The following is a 25,127-nucleotide window of genomic DNA, read 5'->3' on the forward strand; positions in this document are numbered from 1 at the left end:
GAGTCTCTCCTCTGCGTGGCGGCGCTCAGGCCTTGACCTTGAAAGCGTCGGCATAGGCCGCCGGATTGCTGCCGTCCCAGACCACGCCGTCGATCAGCTTGGAACTGCGCATCTCGCCGGCGGGCACGGCGATGCCGGCGGCCTGCGCGGCCTGTCTGTAGACGTCGATGCGGTTGACCTGGCGCGCGGTGGCCAGATAGTCGGGATGTTCCTTGAGCAGGCCCCAGCGCTTGTGCTGGGTCAGGAACCACATGCCATCGCTCAGGTAGGGGAAGTTGGCCGCGCCGTCGCCCGAAAAGCGCATCGGATGCGCGTCGCTCCAGCGCTTGCCCAGGCCGTCGTCGTACTGGCCCAGCATGCGGTCGACGATGCCGCTGGCGTCGGTGTTGACGTATGACTTGGCGGCGATGGTCTCGGCCGTCTTGCGGCGGTTCTCGGGCGAGGCGTCGATCCACTTGCCGGCTTCCAGGATCGCGGCGGTGACGGCGCGCGCGGTGTTGGGGTTGCGCGCCACGAAGTCTGCGCTGGTGCCCAGCACTTTCTCGGGATGGTCGGTCCAGATCGCCTGGGTCGTCACCGCGGTGAAGCCGATCTTGTCGAGGATGGCGCGCGCGCCCCATGGTTCGCCAACGCAGAAACCGTCCATGTTGCCCACGCGCATGTTGGCCACCATCTGCGGCGGCGGCACGGTGATGACCTTGGCGTCCTTCATCGGGTGGATGCCATAGGCGGCCAGCCAGTAGTACAGCCACATGGCGTGGGTGCCGGTGGGAAAGGTCTGGGCGAAGGTGTATTCGCGCTTCTCGGACGCCATCAGCCTGGCGAGCGATTCACCGTCGCGGGCGCCGGCCTGCGACAGCTTGCTCGACAGGGTGATGGCCTGACCATTCTGGTTCAGGTTCATCAGTACGGCCATGTCCTTCCTGGGCCCGCCGATGCCCATCTGCACGCCGTAGATCAGGCCATAGAGCACGTGCGCCATCGCCAGTTCGCCGTTCAGCAGCTTGTCGCGCACGGCCGCCCACGAGGCTTCCTTGGACGGCGTGATGGTCACGCCATATTTCTTGTCGATGCCCAGCACCGAGGCCATGACGACCGAGGCGCAGTCGGTCAGCGGAATGAAGCCGATCTTCACCTCGGCCTGTTCGGGCGCGTCGCTGCCGGCGGCCCAGGCGCCGGCGCGCACCAGCGGGTCGACCAGCGACAGCAGGCCGGCGCCCGCCACGGCGCGCGCGGTGCCGGCCAGCCACTTGCGGCGGCTGGCGTCGGTGGTCGAATCCGGGTCCGCGGCGGCGGCGGGAAGGCGGGGTTTCACTGGCGTCATACGGGGCTCCTGGCAAAAAAAAACGTCCCGCGCGCCGCGCGGGAACAACCCGCTGGCGCCGCGGAACGTCGTTGTTCCCTGCCGCTGTCGCGGCGCTTGGCGTGGTCGAGCCGCTCGCGGCCCGCCCATGAACCGTTAAGCAATCCGCGTGCCAAGGCGCCTCGCATAGCCGGCGCGGCGGCCCTGCGCCCGCGTGCCCACTGGCTTTGCGGGCGTCCACGGCAGTGGCGCGGGCGCAGGTCGCGGGCCAGGCCCGATGGCGACGGCGGGACCCGCGATCCAACTTGGTGCGTAAACGAATGCGGCGGCGCACCATCGATGTGCGCGCCACGGCAGTTCCTGTGTTCGATGGCCCGGCTGCCCCGCGCCCTGCCGGCCGCCGCCTTTTTCCGCATTTCCGGGCAGCGCGCCCGCGGACACCGGCGTTGCGTCGCGCCGCCCACCGCCGCGGGCATGGAACTTGCATGGCTTGAGGCGGCGCAACGCGCATGCGCGCCGCGCCAAATAAGTTATGGCTATATGGATTCAAGAAATCAGAAGTTGTGGGGATGAAACCCGGTCCCTATGATCGTTTGACCTTCTGCCGGGTGCGCCCGAGGCTGCGTGATGAAGCTTTTCCCGATTTTTGCCGATCTGAAAGACCGGCCCGTGCTGGTCGTGGGCGGTGGCGCGGTGGCCGAGCGCAAGACGCTGGCCCTGCTCGAAGCCCATGCCGCGGTCGCCGTCGGCGCCCCCGAATTGACGCCGGCCCTGGAGGCCTTGCTGGCCGACGGCCGCATCCGCCACCTGCCCGGCCGTTTCGACCCCGCGTGGCTCGAGGGCGCCTGGCTGGTGGTGGCCGCCACCGACGACCGCGACGTCAACGCCACGGTCTCCGCCGCCGCCCAGGCCCGCCGCATTTTCAGCAATGTGGTGGATGACCCCGAGCTGTCCTCGTTCCAGGTGCCGTCCATCGTCGACCGTTCGCCCGTGATCGTCGCCATCTCGTCGTCAGGGGTGGCGCCGGTGCTGGCGCGGCGCCTGCGCGAACGCATCGAATCGCTGTTCGACCACAGCCTGGGCCGCCTGGCGGCGCTGGCCGAACGCTACCGCGCGCGCATCCGCGCCGGCCATCCCGACCTGGGCGCGCGGCGCCGCTTCTACGACTGGCTGCTGGACGGCCCGGTGGCCGGCCTGCTGCGCCAGCAGCGGCCCGAGGCCGCCGCGGCCGCGCTGGACGCGGCGCTGGCCCAGCCGCTCAGGCCGGCCGAGGGCAGCGTGGTGCTGGTGGGCGCCGGCCCCGGCGACCCCGGCCTGCTGACGCTGAAGGCGCTGCGCGCGCTGAACGAAGCCGACGTGATCCTGTACGACCGGCTGGTCAGCGACGAGGTCATGTCGCTGGCGCGCCGCGACGCCGAGCGCGTTGCGGTAGGCAAGCTGCCGGGCGAGGACCACCACGCCACGCAGGCGCGCATCCACGCCCTGCTGGTCGAGCACGCCCGCGCCGGCCGCCGCGTGGTGCGCCTGAAGGGCGGCGACGCCTTCATCTTCGGCCGTGGCGGCGAGGAACTGGAACACCTGCGCGCGCATGGCGTGCGCTACGAGGTCGTGCCCGGCATCACCGCGGCGCTGGCCTGTGCGGCCTATGCCGGCATTCCGCTGACGCACCGCGAGCACGCGCAATCGGTGCGCCTGGTGACGGCGCACTGCCGCGAGGACGAGGACAATCTGGACTGGCCGGCGTTGGCGCGCGAGCGGCAGACGCTGGCGTTCTACATGGGCGTGGGCCAGCTGGAATTGCTGACGCAGCGCTTGATCCGCCACGGCCGCGCGCCGGAGACGCCGTTCGCGCTGATCGAAAACGGCAGCCGGCCCGAGCAGCGGGTGCTGTCGGGCGCGCTGCGCGACCTGCCGCAACTGGCGCGGGCGCACGCCATCCGTTCCCCCGCCCTGCTGATCGTGGGCGAGGTGGCGGGACTGGCGCAATCACTGCATTGGTTCGGCGAGCACCTGGAAGGCGCGCCGCAAAGGCTGGCGGCGTAGCGGCCGGCGACGGCTGCCGCAAGGCCCCGGCCACGCCGCCCGGCAGGACTCAGTCGGTCTTCTGGGTGGTGCCGAAGATGCGGTCGCCGGCGTCGCCCAGGCCCGGCATGATGTAGCCGTGCTCGTTCAGGCCGTCGTCGATGGACGCGGTGTAGATATGCACGTCCGGGTGCTTGGACAGCACCGCGTCGATGCCGACCGGCGCGGCCACCAGCACCAGCGCGCGGATTTCCTTGCAGCCGGCGCGCTTGAGCAGGTCGATGGCGGCGACCATGGAGCCGCCGGTGGCCAGCATCGGATCGACGATCAGCGCCAGGCGCTGGTCCAGTTCGCCCACCAGGCGTTCCAGGTAGGTGTGCGCTTCGAGCGTCTCTTCGTTGCGGGCCACGCCCACCACGCTGACCTTGGCGCCGGGGATCAGGCTGAGCACGCCGTCCAGCATGCCGATGCCGGCGCGCAGGATGGGCACCACGGTGACTTTCTTGCCGGCGATCTTCTCGACCTGCACGGCGCCACACCAGCCTTCGACGGTGGCGGGCGCCAGCGGCAGGTCCTTGGACGCTTCGTAAGTGAGCAGCGCGCCCACTTCCTGCGACAGTTCACGGAAGCTCTTGGTACTGAGGTCGGCGCGGCGCATGATCCCGAGCTTGTGGCGGATCAGCGGATGGCGGATTTCGTGCACGGGCATGTGCGTAAATCTCCAGAATATTGATAAGCAGGGTTGGTTCGCCTCAGGCGCCGCCACAACATGGCGCACGCCCGAGAATCGTAATCGGTTTGGCAGGAGGATGCAGGGGGCCGCGTCAACCTTTATTGTTCGGCCAGCCAGGCGATCAGGGCGTCGTCGAAGGCCCGCACGGCGCCGGCCTGCTCGTGGTTGACGATGCTGACCACCACGTAGCGCTTGCCGCTGGCGCCCAGCACGTAGCCGGCGATCGAGCGCACGTCGCGCAGCGAGCCGGTTTTCAGGTGGGCCATGCCCAGGGTGCCATCGCCTTTCATGCGGCGCCGCACCGTGCCGTCGACGCCCGCGATCGCGAGGGATGAAATGTACTCCGGCATGACGGGGGAATTCCAGGCCAGGGTCAGCATCGAGGCCAGGCTGTCGGCCGAGACCCGCGCGTCGCGCGACAGGCCCGCGCCGTTGTCGATCACCAGTTCGGGCATGTCCAGGCCTTGCCGCGCCAGCAGGTCCTTGGCCACGGCGCCGCTGCTGGCCACGGTGGCCGGCCGGCGGCCCTTTTCCGCGCCCAGGGTCAGCAGCAGCGTGCGCGCCATGACGTTGTTGCTGCGCTTGTTGATCTGGCGGATCACCTCGGCCAGCGTCGGCGAATCGTGCGAGGCCAGCACCACGGCATCGCCAGGCACCATGCCGGCGCGCACCTGGCCCTTGAAGGTGCCGCCCAGTTCCTTCCACAGCAGGCGGAACAGCTCGGTGGCGTAGTCGGTCTGCGACAGCGCCAGCCGGTACAGGTCGAATTCACCGCAGGAGCCGGCCACCTTGCCGCCCACGCGCAGGGTCACGCCCTGCTGGGTGATGACCGGATCGGTGGTGACCACCGGCGCGCCCGGGCAACGGGCATCGCTCCATTCGACCCGGCCCTCGATCTTCAAACCGGGCAGCGGCGGGTCGATCAGCGGCACCCACTTGTTGGCGGCGGGATCGGGGGTGAACAGGATGCGCACGGCGCCAAAGCCCACCATCAGGGCGTCGGGGCTGGCGTTGTAGGCGCGGTCGGGCGCGCCGTCGAAGGCGCCGGGGTCGGTGGCGACCTGGCCGAAGATGCTGCGGTCGATCACCAGGTCGTTGATCTGCTTGACGCCGCGCAGGCGCAGTTCACGCAGCAACACCCACAGGTCCTGCATCAGGAATTGCGGATCGCCGCCGGCGCGCAGGTAGAGCGGCCCCGGCAGCACGCCCTTGGCGTCGGGCCGGGCGCCCGGCTCGGTCATGAAGGCGGTGCGCCAGACGTAGTTGGGGCCCAGTTCGGACAGCGCCGCCCAGGTCGTGACCAGCTTCATCACCGAGGCCGGATTGCGCGCTTCCTTGGCGTTCAGGGCCGCCAGGCGCGGGCCGCCGACTTCCTGCACCACCAGCGACAGCGAACTGTCCGGCAGCTTGCTGGCCTTCCAGGCGTTGACCACGCTGGGCGGCAGGCCTGGCACCTGGGCGCAGGCGGCGCCGGCGGCCAGGGCCAGCAGTCCACCGGCCAGCCATTGCCGCGGCCCGCCCACACGCTTTTTCCCTAGTCCCGTCATGCCCTGTCCACCCGGTTGCTCGTCCTGCAAAACCGTGAGCATACAAAACCTGGGACGGTTACGGGCGGCGACACGGGCCGGACGCCGGCGCCGGCCGCCTTCGCCGTGGCACTACTGCTGCAATTTCCACTTGCCGCCGGCCACGGTCGCCATGACCAGGGCGCGCTCGTCCAGGCCGTTGTGGTCGGTGGCGCCCATGTTGACCACGCCGGTGGCGGTCGGCAGGTTCTTGACGTTCTCCAGGGCGTCGCGCAGCGCCGCGCGGAATTCCGCGGTGCCGGGCTTGGCCTTTTTCAGCGCCACCGGCACGGCCTGCTGCAGCAGCAGGCCGACGTCCCAGGTGTAGGCGGCGAACAGCGACACGCTGCCCGCGCCGTTGGCGGCCTCGTACTTTTTGGCGAAGGCCTGGGCCGTGGCCTTGACCGGATGGGTGTCCGGCAGCAGGTCGGCCACCATCACCGGCCCCACCGGCACCCAGGCGCCGTCGCAGGCCGCGCCGCAGACGCGCAGGAAGTCGTTGTTGGCCACGCCGTGGTTGAAGTAGATCTTGCCCTTGAAGCCGCGTTCGCGCAGCGAGCGCGCCGGCATCGCCGCCGGCGTGCCGGAGGCGCCCACCACCACCGCGTCCGGGGCGGCGCCGACCAGCTTCAGCGTCTGCGCCACCGCCGAGGTGTCGGTGGGCGCGAAGCTTTCCTTGCCGACGATCTCGATGCCGTGCTGCTTGGCGGCCTTTTCCACTTCCACCCAGAAAGTCTCGCCCAGGGCGTTGTTGAAGCCGATGAAGGCCAGCTTCTTGACGCCATTGGCGGCGGCGTGGCGGGCGATGCCCTCGGCCATCAGGGAATCGGAATGCGGCGTCTTGAAGACCCAGCGGCGCTTGTCGTCCACCGGATCGATCAGGCGCGCCGACGAGGCCAGCGTGATCACCGGCGTTGCGCCGCTGGCCACCGTGTCCAGCATGGCCATGGTGTTGGGGGTGGTGGTCGAGCCGACGATCAGGTCGACCTTGTTCTCGGAGATCAGCTTGTGCGAATTGCTGACCGCGCGGGTCGTGTCGGAGGCGTCGTCCAGCACCACGTATTCGACCTTGACGCCGCCGATCTCGGTGGGCAGCAGGCCGATGGTGTTGCGTTCGGGAATGCCCAGGGACGCCTGGGGGCCGGTGGTGGACAGGGTGGCGCCGATCTTCACCTGCGCCAGCGCGGGCGCGGCGCCCGCGACCAGCAGGGCCGCCAACGCGGCCGTCAGAGTGCTACGAGGGGTCATGCGGTATCTCCTTTGGGGCGCGGATATCGTTATGCGTCTTGCCGATCCGCTACGGCGTAGAAAGCGTTATACGACGGGATCCCCCCGGTGCGACAGGAAAGCGCCGTCATGGAAAACCAGGGCGCCGCCGTGGTCGTCCGGCGCGTGCAGGCGCCGCACCTCGCCGATCAGCACGGCGTGGTCGCCCACTTCCAGCACCTGGCGGGTGGCGCACTCGAAGCGGGCGGCGCAGGCGTCGAACACGGGGATGCCGTCCTCGGTGGCATACCAGTCCAGCCCGGCATAGCGGTCCGCCACGGGTTGCGAGAACACCCGCGCCAGGTCGCGCTGCGGCGCCCCCAGCACATGGATGGCGAAGCCGCCCCGGGTGGTGAAGTCGGCGTAGTGGATGCTGGCGCGGCGCAGGCTCCACAGCACCAGCGGCGGCTCCAGCGAGACGGGCGCGAAGGAGTTGACCGTGAGGCCGATCGGCCCGTCGGCGCCCGCGGCGGTCACCACCGTGACGCCGGTGGCGTAGCGCCCCAGCGCCCGGCGCAGACGAAGCGGGCTGAGATCGTCGCTGGCAGGCATGCGGCTTCCCCGCGGCCGCCGCTCAGGCCGGCACCGTGCTGGCCGGGCGCACGCCCGACAGCGGCATGGCCTCGGCCATCAACCGCTGCATCGAGTCCAGCACGAGGTCCTGCGGCATCAGGCCGAAGTTGTGCAGGCTCATCACGTGGTCCAGGCCCATGTCGGCCAGCCGCGCCAGCTTGTCGGCCACGGTGCGGGGCGAGCCGAACAGCGACAGGCCGCTGGCGATGATGTCGTCGTAGACCTGCTTGCGCGCGTACAGCCGGGTGTCCACGTACAGGTCGAAGGCGCGGGCGGCGCGTTCGCGGGCCTCGTCGTCGGTCTCGGCCACGTGGGTGTGCAGCGCCACCGCCGCCATGCCCGTGGCATCCTCGATGCCGGCCTCGGCCAGGCCGCGGCGGTAGTCCTGCATCATCAGGCCGATCTCTTCGAAGTTGTCCACCGCCGCGTACGGCACGAACAGCATGCGGCGGCCCTGGCGGCCGACGTGGTAGGCGGCCTCGCGGCGCAGGATCGCCACGTAGACGGGCACCGGCTGCTGCACCGGCTGCACGTTCAGGCGCACCTCGTGGATGCGGTTGAACTTGCCTTCGTGGCTGACGCGCTCGCCGGCCAGCAGGCGCTCGACCAGCATCAGGTTCTCGTCGAAGCGCTCGCGCTTGGTGGCCGGATCGACGGCGTAGCCCTCGAACTCGTGCTTCAGGTAGCCCGAGCCCACGCCCAGCGACAGCCTGCCTTGCGAAAGCTGGTCCACCAGGGCATAGTTTTCCGCCACCGTCAGCGGGTTGTGGAAGGTGAGGATGGAGATCGCGGTGCCCAGCCGCAGCCGCGTCGTCTGCTGCGACAGCGCCGCCAGGAACACCGCCGGGTTCGGCACCGCGCCGTATTCATGGAAGTGGTGCTCGGCCACCCAGAAGGTGTCGTAGCCCAGCTGTTCGGCGCGGCGCGCCTGCTCCAGCACCTGGCTGTAGAGCTGGCCCAGGCTGCGGGGCTGGTCGGGGTAGTGGTCCTGCACCGAGAAGATGGACATCTTCATTGCTTGTCTCCGTCTTTGTCCGCTCGCGCCCCCGAATCGGTCTTCCGGCCCGGATGGTTGTCCGCCACGGCACGCTGATGTATTTTTTAGTGATACACGTATTCTAATAAGAGACGAACTGATGTCAACAGATAGCAGCACCGGGATCCAGTCCGCCGAAATCGCCCTGGACGTCCTGACCCGGCTGGCCGAGCTGGGCGGCGCCGTGTCGGTGTCGGAACTGGGCCGCAGCCTGGACATGCCGCGCGCCAAGGCGCACCGCTACCTGGTGTCGCTGGAGCGGCGCGGCTACGTCGAGCAGGATCCGGCCAGCGCCCGCTACCGGCTCGGGCCGCAGGCGCTGCACACCGGGCTGGCGGCGCTGGCCGAGGTGGATTTCGTCAAAGTGGCGGCCGGCTGCCTGGAAGACCTGAGCGCCGCCATCGGCCAGACCGTCTTCCTCTCGGTCTGGGGCCAGCACGGTCCCACCATCGTCCAGTGGCGCGACGCGCGGCTGCCGGTCACGGTCAACGTGCGCGTGGGTTCGGTGCTGCCGCTGCTCAACAGCGCCACCGGGCGCGTCTTCGCGGCCTGGCTGCCGGAGCCGCTGGCGCTGCCGCGCGCACTGGCCGAATGGGACGCGGCGCGGCGCCAGGGCGCCGACACCGCGCAACTGCTGGACGATCCGGCCGCTGGCGGGCTGCCGCTGGATCCTGCCGACCCCGCCGCCGCGCTGCGGGCGCGCTGGCAGGCCACGCGCCAGCGCGGCTACGCCAGCGTCAGCGGCCACCTGCTGCACGGCATCGACTCGGCCGCCCTGCCGGTGCTGGACGCGCAAGGCCAGCTGGCCGGCGCCATCACCGGGTTGGGACTGCACGGCGGCTTCGACCTGGCGCCGGACGGCGCGCCGCTGCGGGCGCTGATGGCGGCCGCGGCCGACTGCTCGCGCCGGCTCGGCTGGCGCGGCGGGCGCTAAGTCGCCGCGCCAGCCCCCGGCGCACCTTCCCCTGAAAATCGCTCGCTCCCGTCCTGCCGTCCTCGCTTGCGCGGGCGCCGCCGTCGCCGGCCGCCCCGCCCTTTTCGCCAGCCCCTTTACAATAGACAGTTGCCCAGAGCCGTGCCGACAGGTCCGGCTCGCTTTTTTGCCGCCGCCCCATCCGGCGGCCCGGCGGCCGGCCCAGGCCGCGCCCGCCCCTGATACCGATACCCGCGTGCAAGCCCTTACCGTTTCCGATTTCGACTACGAGCTGCCTCCCGAGCTCATCGCGCAGACACCCGCCGCCCAGCGCACGGGCAGCCGCCTGCTGCACCTGGACGGCGCCAGCCAGCTGCATGACCGCCAGTTCGCCGACCTGGAGGGGCTGTTGCGCCCCGGCGACCTGCTGGTGTTCAACGACACCCGCGTCATCAAGGCGCGCCTGGCCGGCCACAAGATCACCGGCGGCAAGGTCGAGGTGCTGGTCGAGCGCATCACCGACACCGACCGCGCGCTGGCGCACGTGCGCGCCAGCAAGTCGCCCGGCGCCGGCATGGTGCTGCGGCTGGCCGACGCCTTCGACGCCACGGTGCTGGGCCGCGAGGGCGAGCTGTTCGACATCCGCTTCCCCGGGCCGGTGCTGGAATTGCTGGACGCGCACGGCGCGACGCCGCTGCCGCCCTACATCACGCACGCCGCCGACGCCGGCGACGACGACCGCTACCAGACCGTCTACGCCCGCGAACCGGGCGCCGTGGCGGCGCCGACCGCCGGCCTGCACTTCGACCAGCCCACCCTGGACCGCCTGGCGGCGCAGGGCGTGGAGCGCGCCTTCGTCACGCTGCACGTGGGCGCCGGCACCTTCCAGCCGGTGCGCGTGGACAACCTGGCCGACCACGTCATGCACGCCGAATGGTTCACCGTGCCGCAGGCCACGGTGGACGCCATCGCCGCAACGCGCGCCCGCGGCGGCCGCGTGATCGCGGTCGGCACCACCAGCGTGCGCGCCCTGGAATCGGCCGCCGCCCAGACCGAGGGCCGCACCGCCCCCGGCCTGCCGCTGGCCGCCGCCCAAGGCGACACGCGCCTGTTCATCACCCCCGGCTACCAGTACCGCGTCATCGACGCCCTGGTCACCAACTTCCACCTGCCCCAGTCGACCCTGCTGATGCTGGTGTCGGCGCTGGCCGGCGTCGAGCCGATCCGCCGCGCCTACGCCCACGCCGTGGCCCAGCGCTACCGCTTCTTCAGCTACGGCGACGCCATGTTCATCGAATCCCCCGCCCCATGACCGGACTGAATTTCGAACTGCTTGCCACCGACGGCGGCGCCCGCCGCGGCCGCATCACGCTCAACCATGGCGTGGTGGAAACACCCATCTTCATGCCCGTGGGCACCTATGGCAGCGTCAAGGCCATGATGCCGCACGAACTGAAGGACATCGGCGCGCAGATCGTGCTGGGCAACACCTTCCACCTGTGGCTGCGCCCGGGCACGGACATCATGGAAAAGCATGGCGGCCTGCACGGCTTCATGCAGTGGGACAAGCCGATCCTGACCGACTCGGGCGGCTTCCAGGTGTTCAGCCTGCAGGGCATGCGCAAGATCACCGAGGAAGGCGTGAAGTTCGCCTCGCCCATCGACGGCGCCCGCCTGTTCCTGACGCCCGAGGAATCGATGCGCATCCAGCGCTCGCTGAACTCGGACATCGTCATGGTGTTCGACGAGTGCACGCCCTACGAGATAGACGGCCGCCCCGCGACCATCGAGGAAGCGGCCCGCTCGATGCGCATGTCGCTGCGCTGGGCGCGCCGCTCGCGCGAGGAATTCGACCGGCTGCAGAACCCCAACGCGCTGTTCGGCATCGTGCAGGGCGGCATGTACGAATCGCTGCGCGACGAGTCCCTGGCCGGCCTGCAGGACATCGGTTTCCACGGCTACGCCATCGGCGGCCTGTCGGTGGGCGAGCCCAAGGAAGACATGATGCGCATCCTGGCGCACGTGACGCCCAAGCTGCCGGCCCAGGCGCCGCGCTACCTGATGGGCGTGGGCACGCCGGAAGACCTGGTCGAGGGCGTGAGCCGCGGCGTCGACATGTTCGACTGCGTCATGCCGACCCGCAACGCCCGCAACGGCTGGCTGTTCACCCGCTTCGGCGACGTCAAGATCCGCAACGCCAAGTACCGCGACGACACCCGCCCGCTGGACCCGAGCTGCGCCTGCCACACCTGCGCCAACTTCTCGCGCGCCTACCTGCATCACCTGCAGCGCGCCAACGAGATCACCGGCGCGCGCCTGAACACGCTGCACAACCTGCATTTCTACCTGACCATCATGAAGGAAATGCGCGAGGCCATCGCCGAGGGCCGCTTCGACGCCTGGCGCGCGCAGTTCGCGGCCGACCGGGCGCGCGGGGTGGAGTAGCGGGGCGCTGTGCCGCTCGCGGTTCGCGCTCAGCGGCGCAACGAGAGAATCACTGCGGCGGCCATTGCTGCGCGGCATGCAAGATGCGCAGGATCCGCACGGCCAGCGCATCCGCCGCATACACGATGATGTAATTCGCGCGAACGACCATTTCGCGGGTACCGGCGATCCTTCCGGGGCGGTACAGCGCGGGACGGGCGGGCAGTTGCGCCGCCTTCGTTTCAATATCGTCTTTCAGACGCTGGGCAGCGTCTGGATTGTCATCTGATATGTAGTCGACTATGGCCAACAGGTCGGCCCGGGCGGCGGACGACCATTCAACTGCGGGCACGGCGCTTCCTGTCGATCAGCGCCTGGGCTTCATCCATGACCTGCTGGTGCGGCACCGCCGGCCCCGTATCGGCCAGGGCTTCCTGGACTTTGGCGCGGAACCACGCGTCGTGCGCCTGGGCATCGGTGGTCAACCCGGCGGGCAGGCCGCCCTCCTTGGCCACCCGCGTGAGCAGGATGCGCACGGCGTCGGAAATCGTCAGGCCGAATTCGGCCAGCTTTTCGGTGGCGTCGGCTTTGAGCTTGTCGTCCACGCGGACGTGGAGCATCGAGGTCTGGGGCATGGCGATTCCTGCAATAGTGTCGGGCCAGTGTATCTCAATTGAGATACTTTCCTGCCACCAACCGCGCATTTTGCGTCCACCCATACCGGGAGAACCCGAATAAGGACTTTTGTTTCGCGTTTCCGCCCTCATCACTGCGCACAGGACGACCCCCTACGCCAGAACGGCCGCCCCGCCGCCGGGCCGCCCCAAGGCGGGGCAGCCCCCTCGGGGGCAGCCAGCGCACCACGCGCGCGCGGCGTGGGGGCCCCTAAACCTCGCTACAATAGTCGGCTTGCCCTATCCATGGCTCGCGCGGGGATGGGCGCAGAACAAGATCGTCGACAGCACGATATAAACAAACCCAAACAGACCAAACGCAGGAGAATTACATGTCCGCTATCGATACCGCCAGCCTCGTCGTGGCCCAGGCCGCCGCCCCCGAAGGCAATGCGCTGATGGGCATGCTGCCCATCATCCTGATGTTCGTGATCCTCTATTTCCTGATGATCCGTCCCCAGATGAAGCGCCAGAAGGAACACCGCAACCTGATCGCCGCCCTGGCCAAGGGCGACGAAGTCGTCACCGCCGGCGGCATGCTGGGCAAGGTCACCAAGGTGAACGACAGCTACGTCACCGTCGAAGTCTCGGAACTGGCCGACAAGCCGGTCGAGATCATCATGCAGAAGTCGTCGGTGTCGACCGTTCTGCCCAAGGGAACCATCAAGGCCCTGTAAGCGTCCCATAGGAGCTCCGCCGCCGGGCCCCGGGGTCCGACGGCAGCCGCCCCGCCGCCCGTCGCGCCAGCCGCCCGGGCGGCCTTTTCTCCACTCTTACATGACGTAGCCGGCAATGAACCGCTATCCCCTCTGGAAGTACATTACGGTCCTGATTGCGGTCCTTATCGGCCTGCTGTATACGCTTCCCAATTTCTACGGCGAGTCGCCCGCCGTCCAGGTTTCCAGCGCCAAGGCCACCATCAAGGTGGATCCGGCCATGCTGAGCCGGGTCGAGCAGATCCTGACCGACGCCAAGATCCCCAATGAAGGGGTCTACTACGAACAGAACGGCACGCTCGGCACCGTGCGCGCCCGCTTCACCTCGACCGACCTGCAACTGCAGGCGCGCGACCTGATCGACAAATCCCTCAATACCGTCCAGGGCGACCCGCACTACACCGTGGCGCTGAACCTGCTGCCGGCCTCGCCCACCTGGATGCGCGCACTGGGCTGGTTCGCCCCCAAGCCCATGTACCTGGGCCTGGACCTGCGCGGCGGCGTGCACTTCCTGCTGCAAGTGGACATGCAGGGCGCCCTGACCGCCCGCTACGATTCGCTGGCCGCCGACGTGCGCTCGGTGCTGCGCGACCAGAAGGTCAACGTGGCCGGCGTCGAGCGCTCGGGCATGAGCGTGGCCGCCAGCTTCGCCAACGCGCAGGACCGCGACCGCGCCATCTCGACGCTGCGCAGCCGCCTGCCCGACCTGGAATTCACCGAAAGCGAAGAAAACGGCAAGCTGCTGCTGCTGGGCGCGCTGAACCCGGCCGCGGTCACCCGCGTGCAGGACTCGGCGCTCAAGCAGAACATCAACACGCTGCACAACCGGATCAACGAACTGGGCGTGGCCGAGCCGGTCATCCAGCAGCAGGGTTCGGACCGCATCGTGGTGCAGCTGCCCGGCGTGCAGGACGTGGCCAAGGCCAAGGAACTGCTGGGCCGCACCGCCACCCTCGAAATCCGCATGGTCGACGATTCGCCCGCCGCGCAGGCCGCGCTGCTGGGCGGCTCGGTGCCGTTCGGCCTGGAGCGCTACTCCGACCGCGACGGTCGCCCGATCCTGGTGCGCCGCCAGGTGGTCCTGACCGGTGAGAACCTGCAGGACGCCCAGCCCGGCCGCGATTCGCAGACCCAGCAGGCCGCCGTCCACCTGACGCTGGACTCCAAGGGCGCGCGCATCTTCCGCGACGTCACCCGCGACAACATCGGCAAGCGCATGGCCATCCTGCTGTTCGAGAACGGCAAGGGCGAAGTGGTCACGGCCCCGGTCATCCGCAGCGAAATCGCCGGCGGCCAGGTGCAGATCTCGGGCAGCATGAGCTCCGAGGAAGCCGCCGACACCGCCCTGCTGCTGCGCGCCGGCGCGCTGGCCGCGCCGATGTCGATCATCGAGGAACGCACCATCGGCCCGAGCCTGGGCGCCGACAACATCTCGAAGGGCTTCCATTCGACGCTGTACGGCTTCCTGGCCATCGCCGTCTTCATCATCATCTACTACCACCTGTTCGGCGTGTTCTCGACCGTCGGCCTGACCCTGAACGTGCTGCTGTTGCTGGCCCTGCTGTCGATGCTGCAGGCCACGCTGACGCTGCCGGGCATCGCGGCCATCGCGCTGACACTGGGCATGGCGATCGACTCGAACGTGCTGATCAACGAGCGGATACGCGAAGAACTGCGCAACGGGGCGTCGCCGCAACAGGCCATCCACCATGGCTTCGAGCGCGCCTGGGGCACGATTCTCGACTCCAACCTCACTACGCTGATTGTCGGCCTGGCCCTGCTGGCATTCGGTTCCGGCCCGATCCGCGGTTTCGCGGTGGTCCATTGCCTGGGCATCCTGACCTCGATGTTCTCGTCCGTCGTGGGCGTGCGCGCGCTGGCCAACCTCTGGTACGGCCGCAAGAAGAAGCTCACGTCGATCTCCATCGGCGAAGTCTGGAAGCCGAAGACCAACTGAACATGCTTGCGGGCGGCCATGCCGCCCGCCACCGAATAGCCAGGGCAAAACATGGAATTTTTCCGGATTCACCGCACCATCCCGTTCATGCGCCACGCGCTGGTGCTGAACATCATCAGCCTCGTCACCTTCGTGGCGGCGGTCTTCTTCATCCTCACGCGCGGCTTTCACCTGTCGATCGAATTCACCGGCGGCACGGTCATGGAAGTCAACTACGCCCAGACGGCGCAGCTTGAAAACGTGCGCGGCGTGGTCTCGAAGCTGGGCTACACCGACTTCCAGGTGCAGAACTTCGGCACCTCGCACGACGTCATGATCCGCCTGCCCCTGCAGGAAGGCCAAACTTCCGCCACCCAGAGCGAAACCGTCATGGCCGCGCTCAAGGCCGCCGACCAGGGCGTGGAACTGCGCCGCGTCGAGTTCGTCGGTCCGCAGGTGGGCCAGGAACTGCTGCACAACGGCCTGATGGCGCTGCTGGTGGTGGTCATCGGCATCATGGTCTACCTGGGCTTCCGCTTCGAATGGAAGTTCGCCGTGGCCGGCGTGATCGCCAACCTGCACGACGTGGTCATCATCCTGGGCTTCTTCGCCTTCTTCCAGTGGGAATTCTCGCTGTCGGTGCTGGCGGGCGTGCTGGCGGTGCTGGGCTACTCGGTGAACGAATCCGTGGTCATCATGGACCGGATCCGCGAGAACTTCCGCAAGTACCGCAAGGCGGACGTGCAGGAAGTCATCAACAGCGCCATCACGCAGACCATCTCGCGCACCATCATCACCCACGGCTCGACCCAGATGATGGTGCTGGCGATGCTGTTCTTCGGCGGCCCCACCCTGCACTACTTCGCCATGGCCCTGACCATCGGCATCTGGTTCGGCATCTACTCGTCGGTGTTCGTCGCCGCCGCGCTGGCCATGTGGATGGGCGTCAAGCGCGAAGACCTGGTCAAGCCGGTCAAGAAGGAAGGCGAGGAAGGCGAAGTCGCCTGAGTTGCTTCCCGCCCCGCAAGACCCGCCCGCTGTGGCGGGTTTTTTTATGGGCGGACGAGCCTGGCGCAGGGCCCTCGGTCACTACGAATAGCCGCCCGTCCTACATGCGGATACCTTTGCCAAAGCCGTCGCCACGGAGGTTGACAGTTATATCCGAACAGGTATATTCATGTTTATCGAACTCCCTCGTCCCCTGTATTGGGAAGGTTCCTCGAAAAAAGACTTCCAGACCTTCCCGCTGGCCGTTCAGAAACACTTGGGGATGAGTCTGTTCATCGTGCAGTCGGGCCGGCGACCGGCCGCGTCCAAACCATGGCACGGACTGGGGCCGGGCGTGTTTGAACTGGTCGACGATCATCGGGGCGATACGTTCCGCGCCGTCTACCTGATACGCATCGGCAACGGCGTGCATGTACTGCATGCATTCCAGAAGAAGTCCAAATCGGGCGTTTCCACGCCGCGGCCCGACATTGCCCTGATCACCCGGCGGCTCAAACAGGTTCAGGCCCGCTATGGGCCCCACAAGAGACAACCATGACGCGTACTACCGGCACCCTGAATGTTCTGCATGACCTCGGCTTTGACGACGCCGCCGATCTGACCACCCAGGCGCAGCTCGCCATCAAGCTCAACGATCTGATCGACCAGCGCCAGCTCACCCAGGCCCAGGTTGCCGCCCTGACCGGCATGACCCAGCCCAAGGTCTCCCAGATCCGCCGCTACCAATTGCAGAACATCTCGCTGGAGCGGCTGCTGCGCGCCCTGGTCGCGCTGGACCAGCACGTGGAGATACGGGTACGCAAGGCAAGGCAATCCGACACTGCCGGGATCAGCGTCGCGGCCTAGCACGAGCGGGAGGCAGCCCCGCACTGTACAGACGCTCCGCCCACTGGGTGTACGGGTACGGCTGCCGCCGTATTCGCTACCATAGGCCTCATGAAACTCGCTCTCGATCATCTCGTCGTCGCTGCCGCCGACCTGGACAGCGGCACTCGCCACGTGGCCGACCTGCTGGGCATCGCGCCGACGGGTGGCGGCGCGCATCCCCGCATGGGCACCCACAACCGCGTGCTGGGCATGGCGGGCGGCGTGTACCTGGAAGTGATCGCCATCGACCCGGACGCGCCCGCGCCGCAGCGGCCGCGCTGGTTCGGGCTGGACCAGCCGGCCATGCGGGCGCGCCTGGCCGAAGGGCCGTTCCTGGCGCATTGGGCGGCGCGAGTCGAGGCGCCCGCTGACCTGAGCGCATGGCAGGCGCGGCACCCCGATCGCATCGCGCCCGCCATCCCCATGACCCGCGGCGACCTGCGCTGGCGCCTTACCGTGCCCGACGACGGCAGCCTGCCGGCCTGGCGCGAAGCGGGCGCAACGGCCGGCGACGGCCTGCTGCCGACGCTGATCCAGTGGGATGTGGACGCCTATCCCGGCGTCAGCCTGCCGCGCCAGCCGCTGACCCTGGTGGCGCTGGCCGGCACCCACCCGCGCGCGGCGCTGCTGCGCCAGGGGCTGGCCTGGCTGGGCGCCGAGCATCTCATCACGGTCGAACAGGCCGACGGCGCGCCGTGCCTGCGCGCCACCATCGAAACCCCGCAGGGCATCAAGACCCTGGCCTGATACGGACAATGGACACGGAGACTTCCCCATGAGCGTGACCCGCAAGCGCTTCGACGACGCGCCCTATGAACGGCAGTGCGAGGCCATCGTCATCGCCGTCGGCGCCGACGGCGTCGAACTGGACCAGACCGTCTGCTACGCCCGCAGCGGCGGCCAGGCGGGCGACAGCGGCACGCTGACCCTGGCCGACGGCCGGGTGCTGGCGCTGACCGACACGGTCTACGCCGACGAGCGTCGCCGCATCGTGCACGTGCTGGCCGAAGGCGTGGCGCCGCCACCAGTGGGCGAACGCGTCACCGTGGCCATCGACTGGCCCCGGCGCCACCGGCTGATGCGGCTGCACACCTGCCTGCACCTGCTCGGCGCGCTGGTGCCCGCGCCGGTCACGGGGTGCAGCATCTCGCCCGACTCGGCGCGCATCGACTTCGACCTGCCCGAGTCGACGCTGGACAAGGCCGACCTGACCGAGCGCCTGAACGCGCTGATCACGGCCGCCACCGACGTCACGGTCAACGCCATCACGCCCGAGGAGCTGGCGGCCCAGCCGGACCTGGTGCGCACCATCGGCGCGGCGCCTCCGGCCGGCACGGAACGCATCCGCATCATCGAGATTCCAGGCGTGGATCGCCAGCCCTGTGGCGGCACGCACGTGGCCAACACGGGCGAAATCGGCGCGGTGACCGTCACCAAGATCGAAAAGAAAAGCCGCACCAACCGCCGCGTGGTGGTGGCGTTCGCCTGAACCTTGCCGCCAATGAAAATGGCCGCCTGCATGGCGGCCATTTTCATTGAAGTCCGTCGGCGGCGCCTCGCGGCGCGCTCAGCCCTTCTTCCACCAGCGCCACGGCGCGCGCAGCGGCCACTGGTACTTGCTACAGAGCACCCGGGGCGCCAGCAGGTGACCCACGGCGATGGCGATCGCGGCGGCGGTCAACACGTCGGACAGGTAGTGGTCCAGGTTGACCAGGCGGCTGGTCGCCACCAGCGCGGCCAGCGACAGGAAGGCCCAGCGCCAGCGCGGCGCCAGGATGCCCAGCACCACCGCCACGGCGAAGGCGGCATAGGTGTGGCTGGACGGAAAGGAATTGAACTGGTTGGCGCGCGAGAACGACTCGCCCAGCCCGTAGATGCCCTTCTCGAAGAACAGCTCGGGACGGGCCCGCGCCACGGAGCGCTTGAGCACCAGCACCACCAGCCCGCCGACCGCCATGGTCGACAGCATCAGCAGGCTGCCGCGCGCCATGCTGGCGTAGCTCATGCGCACCGGATTGCGCCAGCCGCGCGCCAGGCCGACCAGGCCGACGATGTAGAACGCCAGCGCCACGCCGATGTAGCGGCCGCTTTCGCCCATTTCACCGATCCACTCGAACGAGGTGTTGACCCCGTCGCTGACCGATTGCCGGATCCAGATCGCCAGCGGCAGGTCGACCCACAGGGCGCAGACCGCGGCCACCAGCGCCCCCCCGAGACCGGCCAGCAGCCAGGCGGAGGTCGACAGCGGATTGCGGAACTCGTCCGTCGTGGCGGTCGCGGCGCCGGGCGCGAGCGTGGCGGCCGGCGGAAGGGAGGGATTCGTCGTCATCGGACCGGTCGCGTAAAGATAATTGTTCTCGGAAAGGGAATCGGCGAGGGCCAGCTATCGTAACCCTGCATTGCGTCCGCATGAAGGAAATTTGCAGCAAGGGGTAAAATTCCGCTTTTCCCCTCTCCACTGCCCCCGGGATCTACACCCGTCACGGCGACCGACATGCAAGAAACTTCCCTCAAGCGCGTGCCCCACGCGCAAGACGGCGCCGCCGCCGTCCCGCCCGCCCCCGCCACCGGCGCCCCCCGCAAGCTGTACATCCGCACCTTTGGTTGCCAGATGAACGAGTACGACTCGGACAAGATGGCCGACGTACTGCGCGGCGACCAGGGGCTGGAGCTGACCGATAACCCGGAAGACGCCGACGTCATCCTGTTCAACACCTGTTCGGTGCGCGAAAAGGCCCAGGAAAAGGTCTTTTCCGACCTGGGCCGCGTGCAGCACCTGAAAAAGACCAACCCGAACCTGGTGATCGGCGTGGGCGGCTGTGTCGCCAGCCAGGAAGGCGAGGCCATCGTCAAGCGCGCGCCCTACGTGGACGTGGTGTTCGGCCCGCAGACCCTGCACCGCCTGCCCGACCTGATCCAGCGCCGCCGCGCCGAGGGCCGCTCGCAGGTCGACATCAGCTTCCCGGAGATCGAGAAGTTCGACAACATGCCGCCGCCGCGGGTCGAGGGCGCCACCGCCTTCGTCTCGATCATGGAAGGCTGTAGCAAGTACTGCAGCTTCTGCGTCGTGCCGTACACGCGCGGCGAGGAAGTCTCGCGTCCGTTCGACGACGTGCTGGTCGAAGTGGCCGACCTGGCCGACCAGGGCGTCAAGGAAGTCACCCTGCTGGGCCAGAACGTCAACGCCTACCGCGGCCGCATGAGCGACAGCGGCGAAATCGCCGATTTCGCCATGCTGCTGGAATACGTGCACGAGATCCCCGGCATCGAACGCATCCGCTACACCACCTCGCACCCCAAGGAAATGACCCAGCGCATGGTGGACGCCTACGCCCGCCTGCCCAAGCTGGTGTCGTTCCTGCACCTGCCGGTGCAGGCCGGCAGCGACCGCGTGCTGGCGGCCATGAAGCGCGGCTACACCACGCTGGAATTCAAGTCGGTGGTGCGCCGCCTGCGCGCCGCGCGTCCCGACCTGACGCTGTCGTCGGACTTCATCGTCGGCTTCCCCGGCGAAACCGAGGAAGACTTCGAAAAGACCATGAAGCTGATCGAGGATGTCGGTTTCGACACCTCGTTCTCGTTCGTCTACTCGCGCCGCCCCGGCACGCCGGCCGCCGACCTGCACGACGACACCCCGCAGGACGTCAAGCTGCGCCGCCTGCAGCGCCTGCAGGCGCTGATCAACGAGCAGGCCGCCGCCATCGCCCGCAACATGATCGGCACGCGCCAGCGCCTGCTGGTCGAAGGCCCGTCGCGGCGCGATCCGAACGAGCTGATGGGCCGCACCGAAAACAACCGCATCGTCAATTTCGCCGCGCCCGCGCGGCTCATCGGACAGATGGTCGACGTCATCATCACCGAGGCGCACACCAACTCGTTGCGCGCCCGCGTGGCCGACGTCGACCGCGATCCCCAAGAGGCCGAATGACCACTTCCCGCCCCCGCGCCCGCCGCAGCATGCCCGTCGTCGTCACCCTGGACGGCGACAACACCCACCTGGCCAACCTGTGCGGCCCGCTGGACGAGAACCTGCGCCAGCTCGCCGACGGCATGGGCGTGAAGCTCTCGCGCCGCGGCAGCCGCGTCACCATCGAAGGCGACAAGGCCGAACTGGCCGGCCGCGTGCTGCGCCGTTTCCACGAGCAGGCGGTGCACCGCGCCCTGTCGGTCGACGACATCCAGCTGGGGCTGGTCGAGATCGGCGTCGGCCGCCAGGAAGAAAAGCTGCAGGATGCGCCGGTTCGCGAGGCCGATCCGCTGCCGTCGCTGGACGACGACAGCGACGCCATCGCCCTGCGCACCAAGCGCAGCGACCTGCGGCCGCGCACGCCGCGCCAGCGCGACTACCTGAACAACATCCTCAAGCACGACATCACCTTCGGCGTGGGTCCGGCCGGCACCGGCAAGACCTGGCTGGCGGTGGCCTGCGCCATCGATGCGATGGAGCGCGACACGGTGCAACGCCTGGTGCTGACGCGCCCGGCGGTCGAGGCCGGCGAGCGCCTGGGCTTCCTGCCCGGCGACCTGGCGCAGAAGGTCGACCCTTACCTGCGCCCGCTGTACGACGCCCTGTACGACCTGATGGGCTTCGAGAAGGTGCAGCGGCTGTTCGAGAAGCAGACCATCGAGATCGCCCCGCTGGCCTACATGCGCGGCCGCACGCTGAACCACGCCTTCGTCATCCTGGACGAGGCGCAGAACACCACGCCGGAACAGATGAAGATGTTCCTGACGCGCATCGGCTTCGGCAGCAAGGCCGTCATCACCGGCGACCCGTCGCAGGTGGACCTGCCGCGCGGCCAGGAAAGCGGCCTGGCGCACGCGGTCAAGGTGCTGCACGACGTGCAGGGCATCGCCACCACCCGCTTCACCAGCCGCGACGTGGTGCGCCATCCGCTGGTGGCGCGCATCGTCGATGCCTATGACCGGGCCGCGGAAAATGACGCCTGAACTGTCCCTGTCCGTCCAGTACGGGGTCGAGGAACCCCGCCTGCCGCGCTGGCGCCTGCGCCGCTGGGCCGAGCGCGCGCTGGCCGCCGCGGCCGAGGATGGCCTGGTGGAATTCAGCGCCGCCGAGCTCAGCCTGCGCCTGGTGGGCGCGGCCGAGGGACGCCGCCTGAACCGCGACTTCCGCCAGCGCGACTACGCCACCAACGTGCTGACCTTCGAGTACGGCGTCGATCCGCTGGGCGTGGCGCGCGGCGACATCGTGATGTGCGTGCCGGTGCTGGTGCGCGAGGCCCGCGAGCAGCGCAAGGCGCTGCTGGACCACGCCGCCCACCTGACGCTGCACGGCGTGCTGCATTCGCTCGGCTACGACCACATCAAGGCGCGCGACGCCCGCCGCATGGAAGCGCTGGAAACCGCCACGCTGGCGCGCATGGGCATCGCCGATCCCTATCTTGCCGCCTGATTCACGGGCCTGGGGTCAACCCTGAGCAATCGACGCGAAATGGCGGCCAGCAAGGCGCAGATCGCGTCGGTTGGACCCATTTTCCGGGGTCGCGTTACAAATTGCGCGCCAGATTCGGTTATGCTGGCCCCTCCATAACTTGTCCTCCCGGACGATGTCTGACCCTTATCCTGCTCCCGAAGCGACTCCCTCTCGCTCATCCAAACCCGCCACCAAATCCCTTCTAGACCGTCTGCTTTCCCTCGTGCGCCGCGAGCCCGAGGACCGTGAAGGCATCAAGGCCGTCCTGGAAGCCGCGCATGACCGCGACCTGCTGGACGCGGAGTCCTACAAGATGATCAAGGGCGCGCTGGCCGTGTCCGAAGGCACTGTCGGCGACATCATGGTGCCGCGCTCGCGCATGGACCTGCTCGACGTCACGCAGCCCATTCCCTACCTGGTGGCCACCGTGATCGAAACCGCCCACTCGCGGTTCCCGGTGTACGAGGGCGACCGCGACAACATCATCGGCATCCTGCTGGCCAAGGACTTGCTGCGCTGCATGCTGGAACCCGACATCGAGGTTCGCACGCTGGTGCGCCCGGCGGTGTTCATCCCCGAATCCAAGCGCCTGAACGTGCTGCTGCACGAGTTCCGCGCCAGCCGCAACCATCAGGCCATCGTCATCGACGAGCATGGCGGCATCTCCGGCCTGGTCACGATGGAAGACGTGCTGGAACAGATCGTCGGCGATATCGAAGACGAATTCGACGAAACCGAGGAAGACTCGATCTTCCCCGAAGGCGAGAACCAGTGGCGCGTCCTGGCCGCCACCGACATCTCGCACTTCAACGACGTGTTCGGCTGCCAGTTGCCCGACGACGAATACGACAGCGTCGGCGGCTGGATGGGCGGCCAGTTGGGCCGCATCCCGCGCCGCGGCGACAGCGCCGAATTCGACGGCCTGAAACTGGAAGTGGCGCGCGGCGACGCCCGTCGCGCCATCTGGCTGCGCGTCAAGCGCGTCGCGCCGTCCCGCGGCGTTCCGCCCGATACCGACGCATGAGCCGCGCCTCCCGCGGTCCGTTCCTGCTGGGCGCGGCCGGCCTGACGCTGGCCGGCGCCGTCCAGGCCCTCACCTTCGCCCCCGGTCCGCTGCCGGGCTGGGCGCTGGCCATCACCCAGGTGCTGGCGCTGGCGGTGGCCGCCCGCGTCACCCTGTACGCGCCCTCGGCCCGCCAGGCCTGGCTGCGCGGCTGGCTGTTCAGCTTCGCCACCTACGCGCTGGGGCTGTACTGGATCTTCATCAGCCTGCACCGCTACGGCGACCTGGCCGCGCCGCTGGCGGTGGCCGCGGTGCTGGCGCTATCCGCCTTCCTGGCACTGTTCCCAGCCACGGCCGGCGCGCTGGCGCGGCGCTACGTGCCGCTGACGGCCGACTCGGCGCCGGGTCGCGTGCTGTCCGGCACGCTGGCCTGGGGCGCGCTGTGGGCCGGCTTCGAATGGGTCCGCGCGGTGCTGCTGACCGGCTTTCCCTGGCTCAACATCGGCTACGCGCAGGTCGACAGCCCCATCGCCGGCTGGGCGCCGCTGCTGGGCGTGCATGGCATGGCGCTGGTGGCGGCCTTCGCCGCCGCCGCCATCGCCAGCCTGTGGCGCCCGGCGGGCGACCGGAAACAAGCGCGCGACGGCCGCCGGGCGCTGGCCGCCGGCGTGGCGCTGGCGCTGGCCGCCGCCGGCTGGCCGCTGTCGCGCATCGACTGGTCCACGCCCAGCGGCGATGCGCTGAACGTGCGGCTGGTCCAGGGCAACATCGAACAATCGCAGAAGTTCGACCCGGCGCTGCTGGACCAGAGCCTGCGTCGCCACCTCGAACTGGCGGCCCTGCCGCCGGCCGCGGGCGTGCCGCCGCCACAGATGATCATCCTGCCGGAAACCGTGCTGCCGATCTTCCAGGACCAGCTCGATCCCCGCGTCTGGGACGTCTGGCGCCAGGTGGCGGCGCGGCAGAACGCCGTGATCGCCATGGGCGCGCCGATCCACGACGTGCGCAATGGCCGCGACCGCTACACCAATAGCGTCATGGGTTTCGACGGCCAGACGCCGCTGGAACAACTGACCGGCGGCAGCACCGCCATGCGCTACGACAAGCGCCACCTGGTGCCTTGGGGCGAATACGTGCCGCCGGGCTTTCACTGGTTCGTCGACATGCTGAACATCCCGCTGGGCGATTTCGACCGCGGCCCCGAGCGCCAGACGCCGTTCGCGGTGGGCGGCCAGCACATCGCCTTCAACATCTGCTACGAAGACCTGTTCGGTCCCGACCTGCTGCCGGCGCTGCAGCCGGGCGCCAATGGCGAACCGGGCGCGACCATCCTGGTCAACGTCAGCAACCTGGGCTGGTTCGGCGATACGTGGGCCCTGCGCCAGCATCTGCAGATCGGGCGCCTGCGCACGATCGAAACCGCGCGCCCCATGCTGACCTCGACCAACACCGGCATCACCGCGGCCATCGACGCCAAGGGCCGCGTGGCGGCGCAACTGGCGCCGCTGCAGCCGGGCGTGCTGCCGGTCTCGGTGCAGGGTATGACGGGCCTGACGCCCTACGCCCGCTTCGGCGACAAGTCGGCGCTGGCGCTGATCGGCCTGGCCCTCATCGCCGCCTTCGGCAGCCGCCGCGCGCGTCGCCCCTGAACCAG

General features: G+C 68.9%; 25 protein-coding genes. 16 read left to right on the top strand and 9 right to left on the bottom strand.

Translation table 11 applies throughout. From position 1 onward, the window contains the following. Positions 1–25 precede the first annotated feature (25 nt). Positions 26–1,324: a CmpA/NrtA family ABC transporter substrate-binding protein gene (locus AT699_RS24580; RefSeq protein WP_024070168.1), complete on the bottom strand. Its 1,299-nt coding sequence runs from the start codon at positions 1,322–1,324 to the stop codon at positions 26–28. A 606-nt stretch (positions 1,325–1,930) separates the two neighbouring features. Between AT699_RS24580 and cysG the strand changes: the two genes are divergently transcribed. Continuing rightward, positions 1,931–3,346: a siroheme synthase CysG gene (gene cysG / locus AT699_RS24585; protein ID WP_024070170.1), complete on the top strand. Its 1,416-nt coding sequence runs from the start codon at positions 1,931–1,933 to the stop codon at positions 3,344–3,346. Positions 3,347–3,395: 49 nt separating this feature from the next. On the opposite strand, the gene upp is transcribed toward cysG, so the two are convergent. From upp to AT699_RS24610, 5 genes are all read right to left on the bottom strand, one after another. Next, the gene (gene upp / locus AT699_RS24590) at positions 3,396–4,034 is read right to left on the bottom strand and encodes a uracil phosphoribosyltransferase (RefSeq protein WP_006386639.1); all 639 of its coding nucleotides are present in this window, start codon (positions 4,032–4,034) and stop codon (positions 3,396–3,398) included. A gap of 122 nt (positions 4,035–4,156) precedes the next feature. Continuing rightward, the gene (gene dacB / locus AT699_RS24595; RefSeq protein ID WP_035182572.1) at positions 4,157–5,605 is read right to left on the bottom strand and encodes a D-alanyl-D-alanine carboxypeptidase/D-alanyl-D-alanine endopeptidase; all 1,449 of its coding nucleotides are present in this window, start codon (positions 5,603–5,605) and stop codon (positions 4,157–4,159) included. 111 nt (positions 5,606–5,716) lie between these two features. Continuing rightward, entirely contained in the window at positions 5,717–6,871 is a 1,155-nt protein-coding gene (locus tag AT699_RS24600) for an ABC transporter substrate-binding protein (protein ID WP_024070171.1), read from the bottom strand. A gap of 66 nt (positions 6,872–6,937) precedes the next feature. After that, positions 6,938–7,441, bottom strand: coding sequence for a flavin reductase family protein (locus tag AT699_RS24605; RefSeq protein WP_006386642.1), 504 nt, complete (start codon positions 7,439–7,441; stop codon positions 6,938–6,940). 22 nt (positions 7,442–7,463) lie between these two features. Beyond that, on the bottom strand, positions 7,464–8,477 hold the full coding sequence (locus AT699_RS24610) for an LLM class flavin-dependent oxidoreductase (RefSeq protein ID WP_024070172.1): 1,014 nt from the start codon (positions 8,475–8,477) through the stop codon (positions 7,464–7,466). Positions 8,478–8,598: 121 nt separating this feature from the next. On the opposite strand from AT699_RS24610, the gene AT699_RS24615 reads away from it, so the two are divergent. From AT699_RS24615 to tgt, 3 genes are all read left to right on the top strand, one after another. After that, positions 8,599–9,432: an IclR family transcriptional regulator gene (locus AT699_RS24615; protein ID WP_024070173.1), complete on the top strand. Its 834-nt coding sequence runs from the start codon at positions 8,599–8,601 to the stop codon at positions 9,430–9,432. Positions 9,433–9,667: 235 nt separating this feature from the next. After that, positions 9,668–10,723: a tRNA preQ1(34) S-adenosylmethionine ribosyltransferase-isomerase QueA gene (gene queA / locus AT699_RS24620; protein ID WP_054442897.1), complete on the top strand. Its 1,056-nt coding sequence runs from the start codon at positions 9,668–9,670 to the stop codon at positions 10,721–10,723. Continuing rightward, positions 10,720–11,856 (top strand): tRNA guanosine(34) transglycosylase Tgt, encoded by a 1,137-nt coding sequence (gene tgt, locus AT699_RS24625; protein WP_024070175.1) that lies wholly within the window; start codon positions 10,720–10,722, stop codon positions 11,854–11,856. Before queA ends, tgt begins: the two co-directional genes overlap by 4 nt. Before the next feature lie 49 nt (positions 11,857–11,905). Here the strand turns inward: tgt and AT699_RS24630 are convergent, their stop codons facing one another. Both AT699_RS24630 and relB read right to left on the bottom strand, forming a co-directional pair. Next, entirely contained in the window at positions 11,906–12,187 is a 282-nt protein-coding gene (locus tag AT699_RS24630) for a type II toxin-antitoxin system RelE/ParE family toxin (RefSeq protein ID WP_020926667.1), read from the bottom strand. Continuing rightward, positions 12,174–12,470 carry a type II toxin-antitoxin system RelB family antitoxin gene (gene relB, locus AT699_RS24635; protein WP_020926666.1) on the bottom strand — a complete coding sequence of 99 codons (297 nt, stop codon included), beginning with the start codon at positions 12,468–12,470 and terminating at the stop codon, positions 12,174–12,176. The genes AT699_RS24630 and relB overlap by 14 nt, the downstream gene beginning before the upstream one ends. 371 nt (positions 12,471–12,841) lie before the next feature. On the opposite strand from relB, the gene yajC reads away from it, so the two are divergent. The 7 genes from yajC (at position 12,842) to AT699_RS24670 (ending at position 18,525) form a co-directional block, all read left to right on the top strand. Further along, positions 12,842–13,186, top strand: coding sequence for a preprotein translocase subunit YajC (yajC, locus tag AT699_RS24640; protein ID WP_006386647.1), 345 nt, complete (start codon positions 12,842–12,844; stop codon positions 13,184–13,186). Positions 13,187–13,301: 115 nt separating this feature from the next. Continuing rightward, a complete protein-coding gene (gene secD, locus AT699_RS24645) occupies positions 13,302–15,182 on the top strand; it encodes a protein translocase subunit SecD (RefSeq protein ID WP_006386648.1) in 1,881 nt (626 codons plus the stop codon). A gap of 51 nt (positions 15,183–15,233) precedes the next feature. Then, a complete protein-coding gene (secF, locus tag AT699_RS24650; protein WP_006386649.1) occupies positions 15,234–16,169 on the top strand; it encodes a protein translocase subunit SecF in 936 nt (311 codons plus the stop codon). A 169-nt stretch (positions 16,170–16,338) separates the two neighbouring features. Further along, complete coding sequence (locus AT699_RS31230) at positions 16,339–16,707, top strand: type II toxin-antitoxin system RelE/ParE family toxin (protein WP_006386650.1); 369 nt, start codon at positions 16,339–16,341, stop codon at positions 16,705–16,707. Next, entirely contained in the window at positions 16,704–17,015 is a 312-nt protein-coding gene (locus tag AT699_RS24660; RefSeq protein WP_006386651.1) for a helix-turn-helix domain-containing protein, read from the top strand. The genes AT699_RS31230 and AT699_RS24660 overlap by 4 nt, the downstream gene beginning before the upstream one ends. Positions 17,016–17,105: 90 nt before the next feature. After that, complete coding sequence (locus tag AT699_RS24665) at positions 17,106–17,783, top strand: VOC family protein (protein ID WP_024070176.1); 678 nt, start codon at positions 17,106–17,108, stop codon at positions 17,781–17,783. 28 nt (positions 17,784–17,811) lie between these two features. Next, positions 17,812–18,525: an alanyl-tRNA editing protein gene (locus AT699_RS24670; RefSeq protein WP_024070177.1), complete on the top strand. Its 714-nt coding sequence runs from the start codon at positions 17,812–17,814 to the stop codon at positions 18,523–18,525. A 78-nt stretch (positions 18,526–18,603) separates the two neighbouring features. Here AT699_RS24670 and AT699_RS24675 read toward each other — a convergent pair whose 3' ends face one another. Next, the gene (locus AT699_RS24675; protein WP_024070178.1) at positions 18,604–19,365 is read right to left on the bottom strand and encodes a phosphatase PAP2 family protein; all 762 of its coding nucleotides are present in this window, start codon (positions 19,363–19,365) and stop codon (positions 18,604–18,606) included. A gap of 165 nt (positions 19,366–19,530) precedes the next feature. On the opposite strand from AT699_RS24675, the gene miaB reads away from it, so the two are divergent. The 5 genes from miaB (at position 19,531) to lnt (ending at position 25,122) form a co-directional block, all read left to right on the top strand. Next, positions 19,531–20,964, top strand: coding sequence for a tRNA (N6-isopentenyl adenosine(37)-C2)-methylthiotransferase MiaB (gene miaB, locus AT699_RS24680; RefSeq protein WP_024070179.1), 1,434 nt, complete (start codon positions 19,531–19,533; stop codon positions 20,962–20,964). Next, on the top strand, positions 20,961–21,986 hold the full coding sequence (locus tag AT699_RS24685) for a PhoH family protein (protein WP_006386656.1): 1,026 nt from the start codon (positions 20,961–20,963) through the stop codon (positions 21,984–21,986). Before miaB ends, AT699_RS24685 begins: the two co-directional genes overlap by 4 nt. Beyond that, positions 21,976–22,449 (top strand): rRNA maturation RNase YbeY, encoded by a 474-nt coding sequence (gene ybeY / locus AT699_RS24690; RefSeq protein WP_006386657.1) that lies wholly within the window; start codon positions 21,976–21,978, stop codon positions 22,447–22,449. Before AT699_RS24685 ends, ybeY begins: the two co-directional genes overlap by 11 nt. Positions 22,450–22,603: 154 nt before the next feature. Continuing rightward, complete coding sequence (locus AT699_RS24695; protein ID WP_038504299.1) at positions 22,604–23,494, top strand: HlyC/CorC family transporter; 891 nt, start codon at positions 22,604–22,606, stop codon at positions 23,492–23,494. Next, complete coding sequence (gene lnt / locus AT699_RS24700; protein ID WP_024070181.1) at positions 23,491–25,122, top strand: apolipoprotein N-acyltransferase; 1,632 nt, start codon at positions 23,491–23,493, stop codon at positions 25,120–25,122. The genes AT699_RS24695 and lnt overlap by 4 nt, the downstream gene beginning before the upstream one ends. Positions 25,123–25,127 lie beyond the last annotated feature (5 nt).

The sequence above is a fragment of the Achromobacter xylosoxidans genome (assembly GCF_001457475.1).
Classification (GTDB): Bacteria; Pseudomonadota; Gammaproteobacteria; order Burkholderiales; family Burkholderiaceae_B; genus Achromobacter; species Achromobacter xylosoxidans.